This is a genomic window from Bradyrhizobium yuanmingense, assembly GCF_900094575.1.
GTDB lineage: Bacteria > Pseudomonadota > Alphaproteobacteria > Rhizobiales > Xanthobacteraceae > Bradyrhizobium > Bradyrhizobium yuanmingense.
Genome location: NZ_FMAE01000001.1, coordinates 191514 through 208856 on the forward strand (window position 1 = coordinate 191514; position 17343 = coordinate 208856).

Annotated in this window: 18 protein-coding genes; 12 read left to right on the forward strand and 6 right to left on the reverse strand. The window is 66.3% G+C overall.

From position 1 onward, the window contains the following. Nucleotides 1-45 precede the first annotated feature (45 nt). The 5 genes from GA0061099_RS00865 (at nucleotide 46) to GA0061099_RS00885 (ending at nucleotide 3938) form a co-directional block, all read left to right on the forward strand. Nucleotides 46-360 (forward strand): nucleotidyltransferase family protein, encoded by a 315-nt coding sequence (locus GA0061099_RS00865; protein WP_036023146.1) that lies wholly within the window; start codon nucleotides 46-48, stop codon nucleotides 358-360. Then, entirely contained in the window at nucleotides 361-702 is a 342-nt protein-coding gene (locus GA0061099_RS00870) for a HepT-like ribonuclease domain-containing protein (RefSeq protein WP_074447491.1), read from the forward strand. A gap of 27 nt (nucleotides 703-729) precedes the next feature. Beyond that, nucleotides 730-1716: a methylmalonyl Co-A mutase-associated GTPase MeaB gene (meaB, locus tag GA0061099_RS00875; protein ID WP_036023142.1), complete on the forward strand. Its 987-nt coding sequence runs from the start codon at nucleotides 730-732 to the stop codon at nucleotides 1714-1716. Further along, nucleotides 1713-2360, forward strand: coding sequence for a pyroglutamyl-peptidase I (locus GA0061099_RS00880; protein ID WP_074447492.1), 648 nt, complete (start codon nucleotides 1713-1715; stop codon nucleotides 2358-2360). Before meaB ends, GA0061099_RS00880 begins: the two co-directional genes overlap by 4 nt. A gap of 207 nt (nucleotides 2361-2567) precedes the next feature. Beyond that, nucleotides 2568-3938 (forward strand): TIGR03808 family TAT-translocated repetitive protein, encoded by a 1371-nt coding sequence (locus GA0061099_RS00885; RefSeq protein ID WP_036023139.1) that lies wholly within the window; start codon nucleotides 2568-2570, stop codon nucleotides 3936-3938. On the opposite strand, the gene GA0061099_RS00890 is transcribed toward GA0061099_RS00885, so the two are convergent. The 4 genes from GA0061099_RS00890 to GA0061099_RS00905 all read right to left on the reverse strand — a co-directional run bounded on the left by GA0061099_RS00890 (nucleotide 3935) and on the right by GA0061099_RS00905 (nucleotide 8230). Beyond that, nucleotides 3935-4696 carry a TIGR03809 family protein gene (locus GA0061099_RS00890; RefSeq protein ID WP_050995884.1) on the reverse strand — a complete coding sequence of 254 codons (762 nt, stop codon included), beginning with the start codon at nucleotides 4694-4696 and terminating at the stop codon, nucleotides 3935-3937. The genes GA0061099_RS00885 and GA0061099_RS00890 overlap by 4 nt on opposite strands. Before the next feature lie 546 nt (nucleotides 4697-5242). Beyond that, a complete protein-coding gene (locus GA0061099_RS00895) occupies nucleotides 5243-6952 on the reverse strand; it encodes a S8 family serine peptidase (protein ID WP_036023137.1) in 1710 nt (569 codons plus the stop codon). Nucleotides 6953-6968: 16 nt separating this feature from the next. Beyond that, nucleotides 6969-7664 carry a hypothetical protein gene (locus tag GA0061099_RS00900; RefSeq protein ID WP_036023136.1) on the reverse strand — a complete coding sequence of 232 codons (696 nt, stop codon included), beginning with the start codon at nucleotides 7662-7664 and terminating at the stop codon, nucleotides 6969-6971. Next, nucleotides 7661-8230, reverse strand: coding sequence for a sigma-70 family RNA polymerase sigma factor (locus GA0061099_RS00905; RefSeq protein WP_036006024.1), 570 nt, complete (start codon nucleotides 8228-8230; stop codon nucleotides 7661-7663). Before GA0061099_RS00905 ends, GA0061099_RS00900 begins: the two co-directional genes overlap by 4 nt. 437 nt (nucleotides 8231-8667) lie before the next feature. Between GA0061099_RS00905 and GA0061099_RS00910 the strand changes: the two genes are divergently transcribed. Next, entirely contained in the window at nucleotides 8668-9825 is a 1158-nt protein-coding gene (locus tag GA0061099_RS00910) for a GGDEF domain-containing protein (protein ID WP_036023134.1), read from the forward strand. Between the two features lie 63 nt (nucleotides 9826-9888). Then, nucleotides 9889-10992 (forward strand): DUF2336 domain-containing protein, encoded by a 1104-nt coding sequence (locus GA0061099_RS00915; RefSeq protein ID WP_036023133.1) that lies wholly within the window; start codon nucleotides 9889-9891, stop codon nucleotides 10990-10992. Nucleotides 10993-11104: 112 nt separating this feature from the next. On the opposite strand, the gene GA0061099_RS00920 is transcribed toward GA0061099_RS00915, so the two are convergent. Continuing rightward, nucleotides 11105-11743 (reverse strand): NrsF family protein, encoded by a 639-nt coding sequence (locus GA0061099_RS00920; protein WP_036023131.1) that lies wholly within the window; start codon nucleotides 11741-11743, stop codon nucleotides 11105-11107. 2 nt (nucleotides 11744-11745) lie between these two features. Continuing rightward, nucleotides 11746-12291, reverse strand: a complete 546-nt coding sequence (locus GA0061099_RS00925; protein ID WP_036006032.1) for a sigma-70 family RNA polymerase sigma factor — start codon at nucleotides 12289-12291, stop codon at nucleotides 11746-11748. Between the two features lie 290 nt (nucleotides 12292-12581). On the opposite strand from GA0061099_RS00925, the gene GA0061099_RS00930 reads away from it, so the two are divergent. From GA0061099_RS00930 to GA0061099_RS00950, 5 genes are all read left to right on the forward strand, one after another. Next, nucleotides 12582-13238 carry a hypothetical protein gene (locus GA0061099_RS00930; protein WP_036023130.1) on the forward strand — a complete coding sequence of 219 codons (657 nt, stop codon included), beginning with the start codon at nucleotides 12582-12584 and terminating at the stop codon, nucleotides 13236-13238. 109 nt (nucleotides 13239-13347) lie between these two features. Then, nucleotides 13348-14127, forward strand: a complete 780-nt coding sequence (locus GA0061099_RS00935; protein ID WP_036006037.1) for an enoyl-CoA hydratase — start codon at nucleotides 13348-13350, stop codon at nucleotides 14125-14127. A gap of 187 nt (nucleotides 14128-14314) precedes the next feature. Beyond that, complete coding sequence (locus tag GA0061099_RS00940) at nucleotides 14315-15745, forward strand: TolC family outer membrane protein (protein ID WP_085972056.1); 1431 nt, start codon at nucleotides 14315-14317, stop codon at nucleotides 15743-15745. A 25-nt stretch (nucleotides 15746-15770) separates the two neighbouring features. Continuing rightward, nucleotides 15771-16328 carry a P-loop NTPase family protein gene (locus tag GA0061099_RS00945; RefSeq protein ID WP_036023127.1) on the forward strand — a complete coding sequence of 186 codons (558 nt, stop codon included), beginning with the start codon at nucleotides 15771-15773 and terminating at the stop codon, nucleotides 16326-16328. 52 nt (nucleotides 16329-16380) lie between these two features. Beyond that, nucleotides 16381-17343: an amidohydrolase family protein gene (locus GA0061099_RS00950; RefSeq protein ID WP_036023125.1), complete on the forward strand. Its 963-nt coding sequence runs from the start codon at nucleotides 16381-16383 to the stop codon at nucleotides 17341-17343.

Here is a 17343-nt window from a genome sequence, read left to right on the forward strand (position 1 = left end):
CCGCTATCGCTGGGCCGGGCCCTCGCCCTGTGCTAATGTCCGGCCATGACTGAGGTCGCAGAAATTCCACTCCAGACGATTGTCGGGAAGCTCCGAGAGCTTGCTCCCGCCTTGAGGGCTGCGGGCATCAATCACCTGTCCGTGTTTGGGTCCCGAGCGCGCGGCGACGCGCGCCCCGACAGCGACCTCGATGTTTTGGTAGAGACGACTGCGCATGGGGAAGAGCCACGTTTCGATTACTTCAAGGCTGTGAAACTGATCGAGGATCACATCGGCCTCGAAACTCAAATATCGATGCGAAACTTACTAAAGCCCCGCATGGCGGAACGCATCGCCGACGATTTGGTCGAGGTGTTCTGAATGCGGCCCACCGTCGAGGACCGGTTGCGAGACATTCTCGAAGCCATTGTCGAGATCGAGGCGTTGCTTGCGGGCTATGACTTCGCGCGCTTCACCGCCGACAAGACCAGCCGTATGGCCACTGAACGCTATTTGGAAGTCATTTGCGAGGCCGCACGGCGGTTGCCCGACGAGATGAAGAAAGATGCGTCGAGCATAGATTGGCAAGCAATGGTGAATTTCGGGAATCGTTTGCGCCACGCCTATCATGCAACGGATGTTGGGATTGTATGGGCGATCGTTCAAGATCATCTCTTTCCAATGAAATCTTTCGTCGAAGGGCGCATGCGACCGTCCAGTTGACGTGGACTCGCACGCCCATAAGCAACGATGACCAGTCCCAAATCCACCGACATCAAATCCCTCGCCCGTGACCTTCGCGCCGGCAGTCGTGCGGCCCTCGCCCGGGCGATCACGCTGGTGGAGAGCCGGCGCGCCGACCATCAGGCGCTGGCGCGGGAGCTGGTACAGATGCTGCTGCCGGACACCGGCAAGGCGTTTCGCGTCGGCATCACGGGATCGCCGGGCGTCGGCAAGTCGACCACGATCGATGCGCTGGGTACGTATCTGATCGAGCAGGGCCACAAGGTCGCGGTGCTCGCGGTCGATCCGTCCTCGGCGCGCAGCGGCGGCTCGATCCTCGGTGACAAAACGCGGATGGCGCGGCTGTCAGCTTCCGATGCAGCCTTCATCCGTCCCTCGCCGTCCTCGGGCACGCTCGGCGGTGTCGCGGCGAAGACGCGCGAGGCGATGCTGCTGTGCGAGGCCGCCGGCTTCGGCGTCGTGCTGGTGGAAACGGTCGGCATCGGTCAGTCCGAGACCGCCGTCTGCGACATGACCGACTTCTTCCTTGCCCTGATGCTGCCGGGCGGCGGCGACGAGCTGCAGGGCATCAAAAAGGGCCTGGTCGAGCTCGCCGACATGATCGCGATTAACAAGGCCGACGGCGACAATTTGAAGCGCGCCAAGATCACCGCGGCCGATTATCGCGGCGCGCTGCATATTCTGGCGCCGCGGTCCGAGCATTGGCATCCGCCGGTAGAGACCTATTCGGCGCTGACCGGCGACGGCATCGCAAAGATCTGGCAGAAGGTTCTGGATCACCGCAAGGCGATGAACGCCTCCGGCGATTTCGCCGCGCGGCGGCGCGAGCAGCAGGTGAAGTGGATGTGGTCGATGCTGGAGCAGCGCATGCTGGCGCGGCTGCGCAGCGAGGCCTCGGTGCGGAGCAAGGTTCGCAAGATCGAGGCCGAGGTCGCCGATGGCCATCTCACGCCGGGGCTCGCCGCCGAGCAGATGCTGGAGTTGCTGCAATGAGCGACAAGCTCCGCATTCTCCTCACCGGCTTCGGTCCGTTTCCCGGCGCGCCCCATAATCCGACCCAGCCGCTGGTGGCGCGGCTGGCGCAGTTGCGCCGGCCCGCGCTCGACGATGTCGTGCTCTCGAGCCACATTTTTCCGGTCACCTATGCCGCGGTTGACCGCCAACTGCCCGACGTGCTCGCCGCGCAAAAGCCCGACGCGCTGCTGATGTTCGGCCTCGCCGCCCGCACGCCTTACCTGCGCATCGAGACGCGGGCGCGCAACGCCGTCACCATGCTCTGGCCCGACGCCGCCAACACCCGCTCGACCAAGCGCGGCATCGCCGGCCATGCCGACGCGATGATGTTCGGCCCGCACACCGCAAGGCTGCTGCGCGCCGCGCGCCTCACCGGCATCGACGCGCGTCCCTCGCGCGACGCCGGCGCCTATCTCTGCAACTACTTAAGCTGGCGCGCGATCGAGCGCGTGAAGGCGGGCGGACCCAGGCTTGCGGCGTTCATCCACATTCCCCTGCTCGCGCGCAGCGGCGGCGTGCGCCGCAAGGGCGCAGCCCGCATCACGCTGGAGGAGCTGGTGGATGCGGGGGAAGCGATGCTGATGGAGATGGTGCAGTTGGCGCGCAAGGCGCGCGCTTCGTAGGGTGGATTAGCGAAGCGTAATCCACCTCATCTCCATCAACGGTTCCACACTCGCGGTGACATGGTGGGTTGCGCCTACGGCTAACCCACCCTACGCACCGTCTTTTGCGTAAACATTTAACCCTACCGCGAACAATCCTCACGGTCCTCGCCCTGCTGCGCTACGAAACCGCTGCGGACACCTCCCGCGTCCGCCGGAGGACGCGTCATGAACCTCAATCGCCGTCATCTCATCGGGGCTTCGACCGCGGGCATTGCCGGTGCGCTGGCCATGCCGGCCGATGCCGCGCGCGCCGCACCGCTGACGTCGCTGCTCGGCCGCGATGCCACGCAATATGGTGTGCGGCCCGGCAGCAGCGAGGACCAGACCCGCGCGCTGCAGCGTGCCATCGACGATGCCGCGCGGGCGCAATTGCCGCTCGCCTTGCCACCCGGCGTGTACCGGACCGGTCTGTTGCGGCTGCCAAACGGCGCGCAGCTGATTGGCGTGCGCGGCGCGACCAAGCTCGTCTTCACCGGCGGCGCCTCGGCGATCCAGAGCGACGGCTCCGATGCGATCGGCCTCACCGGCATCACCTTCGACGGCGGCGGCATCCCGCTGCCGACACGGCGCGGCCTGATCCACGCCCTCGGCGGGCGCGACGTGCGCATCAGCGAATGCGCTATCACGAGCTCGGGCGGCAGCGGCATCTGGCTCGAGCAGGTCGCGGGCGACATTTCCGGCAATATCTTCACCGACATCGCGGTGACAGCGGTCGTGTCGTTCGACGCCAGGGGCCTCAGCGTCTGCCGCAACACGATTCTCGGCACCAACGACAACGGGATCGAGATCCTGCGCACCGCGATCGGCGATGACGGCACGCTGGTCGCCGACAACCGCATCGAGAACATCAAGGCCGGCCCCGGCGGCTCGGGCCAGTTCGGCAATGCCATCAACGCCTTTCGCGCCAGCAACGTGATCGTGCGCGGCAACCGTATCAGGAATTGCGACTATTCGGCGGTGCGCGGCAACTCGGCTTCGAACATCCACATCAGTGGCAACAGCGTCAGCGACGTGCGCGAGGTCGCGCTCTATTCCGAGTTCGCGTTCGAGGCCGCGGTGATCGCCAACAACATCGTGGACGGCGCGGCCGTCGGCGTCTCGGTCTGCAATTTCAACGAGGGCGGCCGCATCGCGGTGGTCCAGGGCAACATCATCCGCAACCTGATCCCGAAGCGGCCGATCGGCACCGCGCCCGACGATGATGCCGGCGTCGGCATCTACATCGAGGCGGATTCTTCGGTGACCGGCAACGTGATCGAGAACGCACCGTCCTACGGCATCGTCGCCGGCTGGGGCAGATATCTGCGCGACGTCGCGATCACGGGCAACGTGATCCGCAAGGCGCTGGCCGGCGTCGGCGTCTCCGTGCTGCCGGGCGCCGGCACCGCGCTCGTCAACAACAACATGATCTCCGAGACGCCGCGCGGCGCCGTGGTCGGCCTCGATCACGCCCGCGCGGTGACGTCGGATCTATCCGCCGACGGCGCACAACGTTTTGCGCAGCTGGTGGTCGGCGGCAATGCGGTGCGGCGCTAGAAGGCGTTCCGCAGCAGCGGGTACTTCGCTTCCAGGCCGTCGAGGCTGAAAGTGAATTCGACGACGCGCTCGGGGGCGGCGACGATTTCCTCGGCGGGCGGGGCGAACTGCGGCAGGAGCGCCGCCATTGCTGCAGGCGCGGTCTTCGGCGGCTTCGCGGCAGGCACCGGCGGCCTCACTTCCGGCGCGGCGAATGGCCGTGTTGCGGCCGGCTCCGCGAGCGGCGATCTCTCGGCAGGCGCAGTGAACGGTGCCTTCGCAGCGGGTGCCCTCAGCGGCGGCATCTCGGCAGGCGCGGTGAACGACGGCCAAGCTACGGGCATAGCAAGCGGCGCGATCGGGGCTTCGGTGATCTCCGCGAGCACGTCGGGCTTCGGATCGAGCCTCACCGGCATGACGGTCTCGGGAGCGATGTGAACGGCCTTGGGCTGCATCGTTTGCGCCTGCTGCTCGCGCGGCGCCATGCGAGGCATCGTCGCCGGCGACCAACCGAATGCCGGCGTCACGCTCGCAGCCGCCTCGGCGACGTCCGCCCCCGTCGCAAGGGCGCGCCAAGTCTGGACGGCGCGCTTGGCTTCCTGGATGTTTTCGAGGAAGGCGATCTCGGAATGATAGCGGCGCCAGCGGCCGGTCTCAAACATCTCGGAGAGATGTTGCAGGCGCTGCTCGGCGAGAGCGCACCAGCGTGCCGCGATTTGGCGGCTGCCGGCCGCGTCGCGAACGAACTCTTCGCGAGCAAATTCTTGGCGATGTGTCATGAACCAGCCCGTCAGGAGAAAACACGGACGCGGGGGACGCAACGCACACGAATCAATTTAGACGCGACATGAATATTTTGTGGAAAAGTTTTGACTTGTCCAGCAACGACGCGGCATTCGTCGTCAAACACCGTAGTCGTGCGGTGATTTTCCGTGTTTTCGAGTCAAGCTTCGCACAAGCATGACGGAGTTGCGGCGGGACTCGCTCGCGACGGCGACCGAAGCCACGGCGACCTTCAACTGCAAGCTGAACGGATGCGAAGCTTCGAAAAATCGGACGCCAGAATCTTGTCTTGACGCGTTTTCTTCACGCGAACCGGCACCCACTTCGCTCGAAAACGCTCTGAAAAGAAGAGACCCGTCCGGGGGGACAACCGGACGGGTCGAGCCATATGGGCGCTTGGGGTGGATGGGCGCTCGCGCCTGATATGACTGATGGGGAGGGATGACCGCTCCCACATCAGTTGGTCGGGGCAGCGGGCTGAACGTTCAAATGCGCGGTTTGATTTTTTACCCTTTGGCGTGAGCGTAAAGTTGTCGCAGCGACTATCGCGCCGGCGGCCTATCTGCCTGAGAAACCGCGGATTTATCCTCCGCGCTCGACAGCGAGGTTTGCTCGATCGCGCGTGCGCCGGGCTCCTCGCGACGCTTCGGAGCATCTTCACGTTTTGTTGTACCGGGGGCAGCAGCGACCGGCGTCGCGCTGTCGGCAGGAACAGCCATGACGGCGGCAAACGCGTCGGCCTGGCCGTCGCCGAAGAGGTCGTCGCGCCCGGGAGAGCCGAGGTCGCGTGCGGTCTTGACCAGCGTCATGCGCAGCGCTTCCGGCTTGAGTGTGTGGTTGCGCTCGAGCAGCAGCGCCGCGACGCCTGAGACATAGGCGGCCGAGAACGAGGTTCCCGACGTCACCTGGTATTTGCCGTCGGGTGCCGGCAGGAAGATGTCGACGCCGGGGGCCGCGACGGCGATGTAGTTGCCGCGGTTGGAGGCGGAGAACAGCCTGTCCTGCCGATCCGTCGCACTGACCGCAATCACGTTGGGGTTGGCCGCCGGATACAGCGGCGGCGATTTCGCCCCGGCATTGCCGGCGGCGGCGATCAGAATGAGACCACGCGCGGCCGTCGCCGCGATCGCGCGCTCGATCACCGCGTCCTTCGGACCGGCAAAGCTCATGTTGACGATCTGCGCGCCGTGCTCGGCGGCGTAATTCAGGGAACGCAGGATGATATAGGACGAGCTCTCTGCACCGCCATTGGCACCGCCGAAGGCGCGGATGGCGATGATGCGGGCCTCGGGTGCGCTGCCCATCAGACGGGCATGGGCCGCGATCGCCCCGGCGATGCCGGTGCCATGGACGTGCGGCCCTTCGGCACTGCCGAGCGCGTCGAAATTGTCGGCGATGGAATTGGCGAGCTCGGGATGCCGGGCGTCGATGCCGGAATCGATTACCGCGATCGTGACGTTGGCCCCATGCGCCAACGTATGCGCCTGCGGCAGGCGCAGCTTTGCCAGCGCGTATTGCGCAGGATCGCCCTCGGTGGCGGCCGACGATTTCTGGTCCTGGAGCACGTAGCGGAAGTTCGGCTGCAGCGAGCGCACGCTGCCGTCGGCCGCGAATTCGCGCCGCACGGTCTCATAGGGCCGGCCGTCGGCGATGCGGAACAGGCCGAACGTGGCTCCGATCAGCGGGAAATTCTCGGAAGCGAGGCGGGTCAGGCCGTGGCGACGCGCCAGCTCGTCGGCCTCGGCCGTCGACAGCGCGCCGTCGATCTCGGCGACGAATTCGCCTGCGAAGCTGCGCGAGGTCAGCACCACCGGCGTGTTGTTCCCACGCCCTTTGCCGGCGCTCTTCTTGCCGGATTTTCCGGTGCCCTCGCCGCCCGCGTTCGGCTGCGCCAGACATTCGCCGTCGGCACTGCGATAGGCTGCGGTGCAGGCCGGATAGAGATTCGGCGAGTAACGCGCATGGGGCAGCACCGGCGTCGTCGGCCGGATGCGCGACGTCGTGGGAATGCTCGCCATCGTCCGCGGGCCGCGGCCAACGCTCACCGCGCGCGCAGCGATGTTCGGGCTGACCCGCGGGGTGATGTTTGGAGAGACGGTCGGCGTGCGCGAGGGAACGCTGATCGTCGGCGTGCGCATGATCGCCTGCGCCTGCGCAAGCTCCACGCCGAAACAGAAGGCGACCAGAAGCGCAACGCCGACGGATGAAGCGCGGGCCCCAGTGCGCACCCTGCTCTCGGATTTGCCCGTCATTGGCTCGGCGGCGCGCCTAGGGCGCCGCGACGGCGAGGTTGACGAACTTCTCGCGCTGCATCCTGCCGAGCAGCGAAGCGAGTTCGTCCTGGCCCATCGCCTTGTCGAACTGGAGGCGGAACATGCCGCCCTTGGCATCGCCGATGATCGAAGCCTGGTAGCTGTCGAGCAGCGCGGTGATGTCGGCGACGCGCGCCTCAGGGGTGAAGCGCACCAGCGCGCGCGCCGGCGCGGCGGCGCTACCAAGCTCGCGCGTGATCGGTGCGCTGGTCGAGAGCGAAGCGGTTTGGAAGGTCGCCGGCTGGTTCTTCATCAGCACGGCGCCGATGATGCCGGCCTGCAGCACGAGCGCGACGGCACCGAGGCTCGCCGACCACGCCAGCGTGCGCGGCGACAAGCTCGCGAAGAAGGTCGAGATACGCGCCGACAGCGGCAGCGAGCCGCTCGCCCTCGCCGGCTCGGCATCGATCGCGGCGAACAGCTTCTGCATCGCGCGCGCCGACGGAGCGCCCAGGCTCTCGTTCAGATGAATGGTCTCTTCGTACTCGCCGCGGATCGCCGCATATTGCTTCGCCAGGTCCGGATCGCGCGCCAGCGCTTCCTCGACACGGCGCGCATCGCGCGCGTTCAGCGTGCCGGCAGCGTGCCAGGGCAGCAGCAGTTCAATTTCACTGGGCTCTTGCTCCAGCATCTTCTTGCTCAAAGCCATCATGGCCAGCCTCGCTCGACGCCGGCTGCCTTCAGCAGTTCGGCCAGTTTCTTGCGCGCATAGAACAAGCGCGTCTTCACAGTGTTCTCTGGTATCCCGACGATTTCGGCCACCTCTTCCACGGACTTCTCGTGGTAGTAGACGAGATCGACGATTTCCCGATGATCCGGCGAGAGGCCCGTCAGACACTCCCGCAACGCCTCACTGGTATCCTTCTTCTGCACCACCGTTTCCGGATCGTCGGACGTATCCTCGATCGCGTTGGCGGCGTCTTCGTCCAGCTCGAAATCCTTCCTGCGCCGGAGCGCAGACAGGGCCTTGAATCGGGTGATTGCCAGCAGCCAGGTGGAAACGGCAGATCGGCCCTCGAATTTGCCCGCTTGACGCCAGACGTCGAGAAACACCTCGCTGATGAGGTCTTCCGCCGCCTGCTCGTCCCGCACGAGCCTCAGCCCGAACCGGTAAACCCTGACATGGTGCCGCCCGTACAGCACCTGCATGGCGAGCCGGTCACCTTGAGCGATCCTGGCGATCAGGATCTCGTCTGAAGCCGCCTGTGTCGCGCTCAATGGCCGTCTCGCAAGGTTGGTCGGGTCGATGCGGTGGCCGGTTCGATGTGGGGGGCAAAATTGTTGAACCTACCGCAGTCATACGGGGGCTTGTGTGAGCTACCCCACATCCGGGCATTTTTCTTGTCCCACCCGTGGTGGTCAGCGTCGCTCATCCGAATCGGTACCATAATACTGCGATATTCCCTGCGGAATGCCTGCCCGGACATAGGCAGCCCGGCCTCATCCGGTTCCATAGTAGCCCCGCACCACCTTTGTCGCGCCAAGCCTCGCTTCGGCTCGACCGCAGCGCACACGATGCGTGATCATCGGTAAAATTCTCACGCTAGACGATCGCCTTGTTCCCTGCTGCACGGTTCGGATTCGATTTCAAAGGATACCAAACCTAAAGGCTTGCCACGTAGGTTTTTACGCTGACATCCACCATTGGCGGGACCATGGGTACGGCCGCGACGTCCTTTCCAGAGAGGAATGCCGCAGAGGTCGCGGATCTCGTCCTTGCGCCCGAGACGACGGCGCCCGAGGTCAGGGCGCGCCGCGTCTGGCAGCGTCGCCAGATGTATATCGGCCAGGTCGCGAGCTACTCGCTGGGCGGCGCGGTCCTGCTGCTCTGCGCCTATGACGGCGCGGTCTCCATGGCCGTTCCGACGCTGTTCTGGCTCGGCGGCCTTCTGATCATCGGGACTTTCACGGTGCTGTCGGAGGCCGGTTTCGGCGACCGTTTCGACGATCATTACCTCACCGTCTATCAGATCTCGCTGCATATGGCGCTGCAACTGGTGTTCCTGCTCGCGGTGCCCACCATCGGGGTCGCGTTCCTTGCCGTATTGTTTCTGATCTTCGCGTTCGGCACGCTGCGGATGACGTCGAGCCAGGCCATGCTCACCTGGGGCCTCGCCACCTGCGGGCTCACCGTGGTTTTCCTGGGATCGGACCTGCCGATCGGACTGCCGGTCGCGACCCGGCTGCAGCGGACCGCCTCGATGCTCTGCTTCGTGCTGGTGATCGGGCAGTGCGCCTTCCTCGGCCTGTTCGGCGCCACGTTACGCAAGATCCTGTACAAGCGCAGCATCGAATTGAAGGCCGCCTATCGACGCATCGAGGAACTGGCCGAGCTCGACGAGCTCACCGGCTCCTACAACCGCCGCTGCATCATGCGGCTTCTCGACACCGAGATCGAAAAGTCGCGGCGGGCATCCACGCCCTTCGCGATCGCGCTGATCGATCTCGACTGGTTCAAGCGCATCAACGACGCTTACGGCCATCCCATTGGCGATGAGGTGCTGCGCACCTTCGCGATCACCATTTTCGCCAACATCCGCCCGGCCGACAGTTTCGGCCGCTACGGCGGCGAGGAATTCCTGCTGCTGCTGCCGGATACGTCGGGCGACGTCGCGCTCCGCACGCTCGAGCGCCTGCGCGGCATCGTCGCCGATCTCGACTGGGGCGCGTTCTCCCCCAGCATGCGGGTGACCATTTCCGCGGGCGTCGTGACGCTGCGCGACGTCGATACTGCCGACACGTTTCTCGCGCGCGCCGACAGCGCGCTCTATTCCGCCAAGGCGCGAGGGCGCAACTGCATTGCAACGAGCTGACCGATCCATTTTCCTCCGGTGCGACGGAAGCCGCTGCCGGGCCGACCGCTCCAGGACAGAGCAATGAGATCCAATTCCGCAAGACCATCCGAAAGCCTGCTCGAGGAATTGCAGGCCGCCCTCTCGCACGGCACCGTCGCGCGCCGGTTGGAGACGCTCCGCCGCGTCACCGATCTCTTCGTGGGCAACGCGGTCGACTATTCCGACGACCATATCCGCGTGTTCGACGACGTGTTCCAGTGCCTGATCGAGCAGATCGAGACGTCGGCCAAGGCGCTGCTCGCCGAGCGGCTCGCGCCGATCGCAGCTGCGCCGCCGCAGATCATCCGCACGCTCGCGCTCGACGAGGTGATCGAGGTCTCCGGCCCCGTGCTGTCGAAGTCGGAGCGGCTGGATGAGGCAACATTGGTCGAGATTGCGCGCACCAGGAGCCAGGCGCATCTCAAGGCGATCTCGCTGCGGCGGACGCTGTCGGAAGCGCTGACCGACGTGCTGGTGGCGCGGGGCAATGAGGACGTGGTGCAGTCGACGGTCGGCAATCCGGGCGCGCGGTTCTCGGAGGAGTGTCTCGCCGACCTCGTCGTCCGCGCCGAGCGCGACGACGACCTCGCCGGCTGCATCGGCCTGCGGCCCGACCTGCCGCGCCATCACTATCTGAGGCTGGTCGCCAAGGCATCCTCGAGCGTGCGCACGAAGCTCGCGGCTGCGCATCCCAAGCTCGCGGACGAGGTGTCGAGGGCCGTCGAGGAAGCGGCCCAACGGGTTCGCGCCGTCGCCAGGACGAAACAGACGGAGATGGCTCGCGCGCTGGTGAAGTCGCTGCACGAGGACGGCCGCCTCAACGAGCTCCAGGTCGCCACCTTCGCCGAGCAGGGCAAGTTCGACGAGACGAACGCGGCGCTGGCCGCACTCGCAGGGATCGCGGTCGAGACCGCCGAGACCATGATGATCGAGAGCCGCACCGAAGGCGTGATGATCCTCGCCAAGGCCGCGGGCATGCAATGGTCGAGCGTGCGCGCCATCATCGCCTTGCGCGAGAAGCTCTCCGGCGGGTCGCAGACCGACATGCTGAAGCTGCGCGACACCTATGAGGCGCTGCGCCCATCGACCGCGCAACAGGCGCTGCGCTTCCACCGCATGCAGTTGCACGCGACGCCGGCGGCATGAAGCCGGCGCGACTAAAGCGCGATGAGATTTCGATGGATCGTCATCGCGCTTTAGGTTGTTGGTTGCGCATGATCTTTCCGGAAAACCGCTTCGCACTTTTCCGGATCATGCCTTAATACCGCAAGACCCTCGATCCGACCGCCGCGCCGATCGCCGTCACCAGCGCGGTTGCGAGCGTGTACCAGGTCGCGACGAACAGCGGGGAATCGTCGGTGCAGTGCGAGGCATAGAGGGTCGCCGCAAGTCCCGCCGACACCAGCCCTGCGAGCGCTCCGGCGAGCGCGGGACTAGACGGCGCGCCGTGGCGCAGGCCGAACAGCGCCCCCGCAAGCAGCGGCAGCGCCATTGCGGGGATCGCGACCATGCAGACCCTGGAGTTCTTACCCACCAGGCGCATCGTCATCGGCATCGCCGGCGCCATCATCGCCTCGCTGCCAATCGCCACGGCGAGCAGCCCGACGGGAAGCAGCAGCAGCCAGCCCCAGCCGCGCAGCAGGGCTTCGGGACGCGACAAATGAAGGCTGACGATGATGGCGGGGATCGCGAGCGACAACGTCACCGCGAACTTCATGTCGAAGAACGGGTTGCGCATGGCGCTCATGACGTCGGCGCGCACGCCGAAGAACGTCACAAAGATCAGGATCGACAGCGGCGCAGCCACCAGCAGCGCCATGCTCAGCACGGCGCCGACGCGGGGCGCGCGATGCGGATTGTCGGCGGCGAGCGAGCGAATGAGTTGATCGGTGTCCATGATCAATGGTCCCGCAATTTGGCGGTCAGCGCCGCAAGTCCGCGATGCAGCGCGACCCGGACCGCACCCTCGCTCATCGACAACCTTGCCGCCGTATCCTTGATCGAGGCGGCCTCGACCGCGATCGATTGCAGCACGTCGCGCTGACGCTGCGGCAGGGTTCCGAGCTGGGCGGCGACCTCGCCGGCTGAAGCGGTGTCCTGCGGCGCCTCGCCCGGCAGCGTCTCGGCGAAATCGTCGATGTTGACGAACACGCGCCTGCCGCGCCGCCGGAGCGCATCGATCAGCTTGTTGCGGCCGATCGCAAACAGCCAGGGCGCGAAGGGGGCTTCGCTGTCCCAGGTATGCCGCTTCAGATGTACCGCCAACAGAATCTCCTGCACGATATCCTCGGCCTGGTCGGGCGGCTGACCCGCCCGCGCCAAGCCACGCCTCGCGGCGGCCCGCAGCACCGGCGCGACTGCCTTCAACAGACGATGATACGCCGCATCATCGCCAGCCATGGCCGACCGCATCAGGCCGGTCCACTCGTCCTCACGTCCGCGCACGCGCGCCCCTCACCATGCAATTCGGCCGCTCTTTCAATTTGTTACGCGGGCGCCAAACATATCACGAATTCGTGATCAAGATCCGGGCCGCGCGACCGATGCGGCCGCAAACATCTGCGACGGCTCTTAACACCGATCGGTGCGTCCTGCATCGGGCGGGCGGCTGCGGGAGGGGTCTGCCGCGTTTTTGCCCGGTGTAGCCCGAAGATTCCCATTTTCTGCCCCGCTGTCGTCACGCCCCGGGGTCTCTGTTCGCTGCCGGGACGGGCGGAATTGGGGAGATCGTCGACATGATGAAAACCAGCGCGCGCGCGGCCCTGATCGTTTTGGCCGGGCTTGTCTTGCTATCCGGGGGCCTCGCACAGGCGGCGCCGAACTCGGCCGCGGGCAACAAATCGGAGAGCGCCGACAAAGGGGCCGATACGGCCAAGCACCGGCGCCAAGACTCGCGCCGCACCGATAGCAGGAAGACGGGGCAGAAATCCGAGGACAAGGCCGACAAGAAGGACACGGCGGCCAAGCCCGACGAAGCCAAGAACGACAAGGCCGACAGTCAGGTCCCGGCCTCGAGCCAGCTGGCTCCGGAGGTCGCCAACGCCAATGCGCAGCTCGCCGCCGACACGCCGACTGCCGCGGCAGCCTCCGCGATGACGAACCGCGCCAACGACAACGTCCAGGCAGCCGCCGATAATACCAGCACCGAGAACCCTCAAAGCCAGGTCGTCGCGCCCGATCAACTCAACGACATCGATCGGGCCTTGCAGGAGACCCCGCCGCCGCAGAAGGCGGTGATCGCCGCAACCGAGGCGCAGCCGCGGCCGGCGCCGGTGATGGCCAGCAGCCAGCAGAGCTCGGCCTGGGACCAGAGCTCCCTGATCGGCAAGATCTTCATCGGCGTCGGCACATTGCTGACCCTGGCCTCCGCCGCGCGCATGTTCATGGCCTGATGGCCGGTTCCGCCGGGACGCGACCCCGCGCGCGTCCCGCGTCCGGCCCCCTTGAAGGCATCCGCGCCAGCGGGCACATTGCCCGCTCAATCGAAAGCGTGGGTGGAGCATGAGCACGTTCGAACACATCATCGTCGAGAGCGTCGGCGCGGTCGGCATCGTCAAGCTGAACCGGCCGAAGATGCTCAACGCGCTCTCGTTCGGCGTCTTCCGCGAGATCGCAGCTGCGGTCGACGATCTCGAGGCCGATGACGCCATCGGCTGCATCGTCGTGACCGGCAACGAGAAGGCCTTTGCCGCCGGCGCCGACATCAAGGAGATGCAGCCCAAGGGCTTCATCGACATGTTCTCCGAGGATTTCGCCGCGATCGGGGGCGACCGCATCGCGCGCTGTCGCAAGCCAACCATCGCCGCGGTCGCCGGCTACGCGCTCGGCGGCGGCTGCGAGCTCGCCATGATGTGCGATTTCATCATCGCCGCCGACACCGCGAAGTTCGGCCAGCCCGAGATCACGCTCGGCACCATTCCCGGCATCGGCGGCACCCAGCGGTTGACGCGCGCGATCGGCAAGTCCAAGGCCATGGACCTCTGCCTCACCGGCCGGATGATGGACGCCGCCGAAGCCGAGCGCTCCGGCCTGGTCAGCCGTATCGTACCCGCCGACAAGCTGATGGACGAGGTCATGGCGGCCGCCGAGAAGATCGCCGCGATGTCGCGCCCTGCGGCCGCGATGGCCAAGGAAGCGGTGAACCGCGCCTTCGAGACCACGCTCTCCGAAGGCATGAGCGTCGAACGCAACCTGTTCCATTCGACCTTCGCGCTCGAGGACCGCTCGGAGGGCATGGCGGCGTTCATCGAGAAGCGCAAGCCTGTGAACAAGAACCGGTAGCGCACGAGCCGGTCAGGCCGGTGTAAGGCTCTGGCGCTTTCCCGCGCACAGCCTGTGACGCGCCTGCAACAAGCACGGAATACATGGGAGTTTTGCCCGCGGCAGTTTGCCTGCGGGACCTCGGCTGGCTAAACAGTTAAGAGGCCATCGTCGGCGGGGGCGGACAGCCGGGGTTAAGCGAGATTACATGATTGGGCGTACCGCCAGAGCTGGTCGCGGGGTGACGCGACGTCGATCGAGCGCGGGTCATGCGCTTGCGACATGGACCACGCTGGCGTTCTCGTGCGCCCTTCCCTCCGCGGCATGGGCCGAAGCACTGCCGGACGCCTTGGCAAAAGCGTATCAGACCAATCCGCAGCTCAATGCCGAGCGTGCGCGCCAGCGCGCCACCGACGAGAACGTGCCGCAGGCGCTGGCCGGCTACCGGCCGCAGATCGTGGCGAGCCTCAGCGCCGGCCTGCAATCGGTGCGCAATCTGTTGCCGGACAACACCATCCAGACCGGCAATCTGAAGCCCTGGATCATCGGCGTCACCGTGACGCAGAGCCTGTTCAACGGCTTCCGCACCGCCAACGGCGTGCGGGCCGCCGAGCTCCAGGTGCAGTCGGGCCGCGAAGCGCTCCGCAATGTCGGCCAGGGCGTGCTGCTCGATGCGGTCACCGCCTACACCAATGTTCTCGCCAACCAGTCGCTGGTCGAGGCGCAGCGCTCCAACGTCGCCTTCCTGCGCGAGACGCTCTCCGTCACCCAGCGCAGGCTCAATGCCGGCGACGTCACGCCGACCGACACCGCGCAGGCCGAGGCCCGCCTCAATCGTGGCCTTGCCGATCTCAACGCGGCCGAGGTCGCGCTTGCGGTCAGCCAGGCCACCTATGCGCAGGTGATCGGCAATGCGCCCTCGCAGCTCAGGCCTGCCGAGGCCGTCGACCGCTATCTGCCGAAGAGCCGCGAGGATGCCATGACGATGGCGATCCGCCAGCATCCGGCGGTGATGGCCGCCAGCTTCGACGTCGATGTCGCCTCCACCAACATCCGCATCGCCGAAGGGACGCTGCTGCCGAGCGCGACGATCCAGGGCAGCGCCAGCAAAAGCCGCAACAACGACCCGGCGCTCAGCACCCTCGCCGAGGACCAGGCTTCGATCGTCGCCAATGTCACCGCGCCGATCTACGACGGCGGCCAGGCCGCGGCGCAGACCCGGCAGGCCAAGGAGATCACGGCGCAGAGCCGGCTCGTGCTCGACCAGGTGCGCAATCAAGCGCGGACGGCGGCGGTCAGCGCCTGGGTTGCCAACGAAGGCGCCAAGATCACGGTCTCGGCCTCGGAGTCCGAGGTGAAGGCGGCCACCGTCGCGCTGCAGGGCGTGCAGCGCGAGGCCGCCGGCGGCCAGCGCACGACGGTGGACGTCTTGAACTCGCAGGCCGACCTGATCCAGGCCAAGGCCCGCCTGATCGGCGCGCAACGCGACCGCGTGATCGCCTCCTACACGCTGCTCAGCGCCATCGGCCATCTCGACGTCAAGACGCTTAACCTGAACACGCCGGATTATCTGCCCGAGGTGCACTACCACCAGGTCCGCGACGCTTGGCACGGCCTGCGCACGCCGTCGGGGCAGTAGCCTCAAATCTCTCTGGTGGAGGCCGATGAAAAGCCGCCGCATCCATCTGATGGGAGCCTCGGGCTGCGGCGTGACCACGATCGGTCGTGCGCTCGCCGGGCAGCTTGCGCTGCCGCATCACGACAGCGACGACTATTTCTGGCTGCCCACCGTGCCGCCCTTTCGGACGACCCGCCCGGCCGCCGACCGCCTGCGCCTGATGCACGAGATGTTCTTGCCGCGTCTCGACTGGGTGCTGAGCGGGTCCGTCACCGGCTGGGGCGAAGAGCTCGTTTCGTACTTCGACCTGGTCGTCTTCGTGAGCGTGCCGCGCGAGATCCGGATGATGCGACTGCGCGCCCGCGAGGCCGCCCATTTCGGCGCTGATGCCGTCGCGCCGGGCGGCTGGCGCCATGGCGAGACCGAAGACTTCGTCGAATGGGCCTCCCATTACGAAGCCGGCGATCGCGAAGGCCGCAGTCTCGCCAAGCACGAAGCGTGGCTCTCGGGCCTGCCCTGCCCGGTCGTGCGCGTGGACGGCTCACGTCCGCTTGCGGAGCTTGTCGAGCAGCTATGCAGCGAAGCGGAGCGGTTGCCCGGTTGATGTGATATTCTCCTCCCACTCGCCGATAAAAAAACAAACCGGGAGAGAAACCGTGCTCAGCCGACGCAGCGTCCTGCTTGCCTCCCTTGCGGCCGGAGTAGCCATGACCAGCAAAGCCCATGCCCGCGCGGCGCAGCCTGCGACGCCGATCAATTTCGATGTGCCGGCGCATGCCTGCGACTGCCACACCCACATTCATGGCGATGTCGAAAAGTTTCCGTTCTTCACGGGCCGCGTCTATACGCCGGAGCCGGCTTCGCCGGAAGAAATGGCGGCGCTGCACAAGGCGCTGCATATCGAGCGCGTGGTGATCGTGACGCCGAGCGTCTACGGCACCGACAATTCCTCCACACTGTTCGGCATGAAGGCGCGCGGCGAGACCGCGCGCGGCGTCGCCGTAATCGACGACAAGACGCCGGAGAGCGCGCTCGATACGATGCACCAGGACGGCTTCCGCGGCATCCGCCTCAATCTGGCGACCGGCGGCGTCAACGACCCCAATGTCGGCCGGCCGCGCTTCTCCGCCGCCGTCGAGCGCATGAAGGCGCGCGGCTGGCACGTGCAGCTCTACACCACGCTGGCCATGATCTCCGCGATCAAGGACCTCGTCGAGACGGCGCCGGTGCCGGTCGTGTTCGACCATTTCGGCGGCCTTCACGCTTCGCTCGGGCTGGAGCAGCCGGGCTTCTCCGACCTCGTCGCGCTGGTGAAGTCCGGCAAGGCCTATGTGAAGATCTCGGGCGCCTATCGCTCGTCGAAGCTGGCGCCCGACTATCAGGACATGGTGCCCTATGCCCGCGCGCTGATCGCGGCCAATGCGGACCGCATCGTCTGGGGCACCGACTGGCCGCATCCGGATTCGAGCCGCGTCGAGGGCCGCAAGCCCACCGACATCGCGCCGCTCTATCAGATCGACGACGGTCGCCTGCTCAACCAACTTCCGGTGTGGGCGCCGGATGCCGAGGTGCGCAAGAAGATCCTGGTCGACAATCCGGCGCGGCTCTACGGGTTCTGA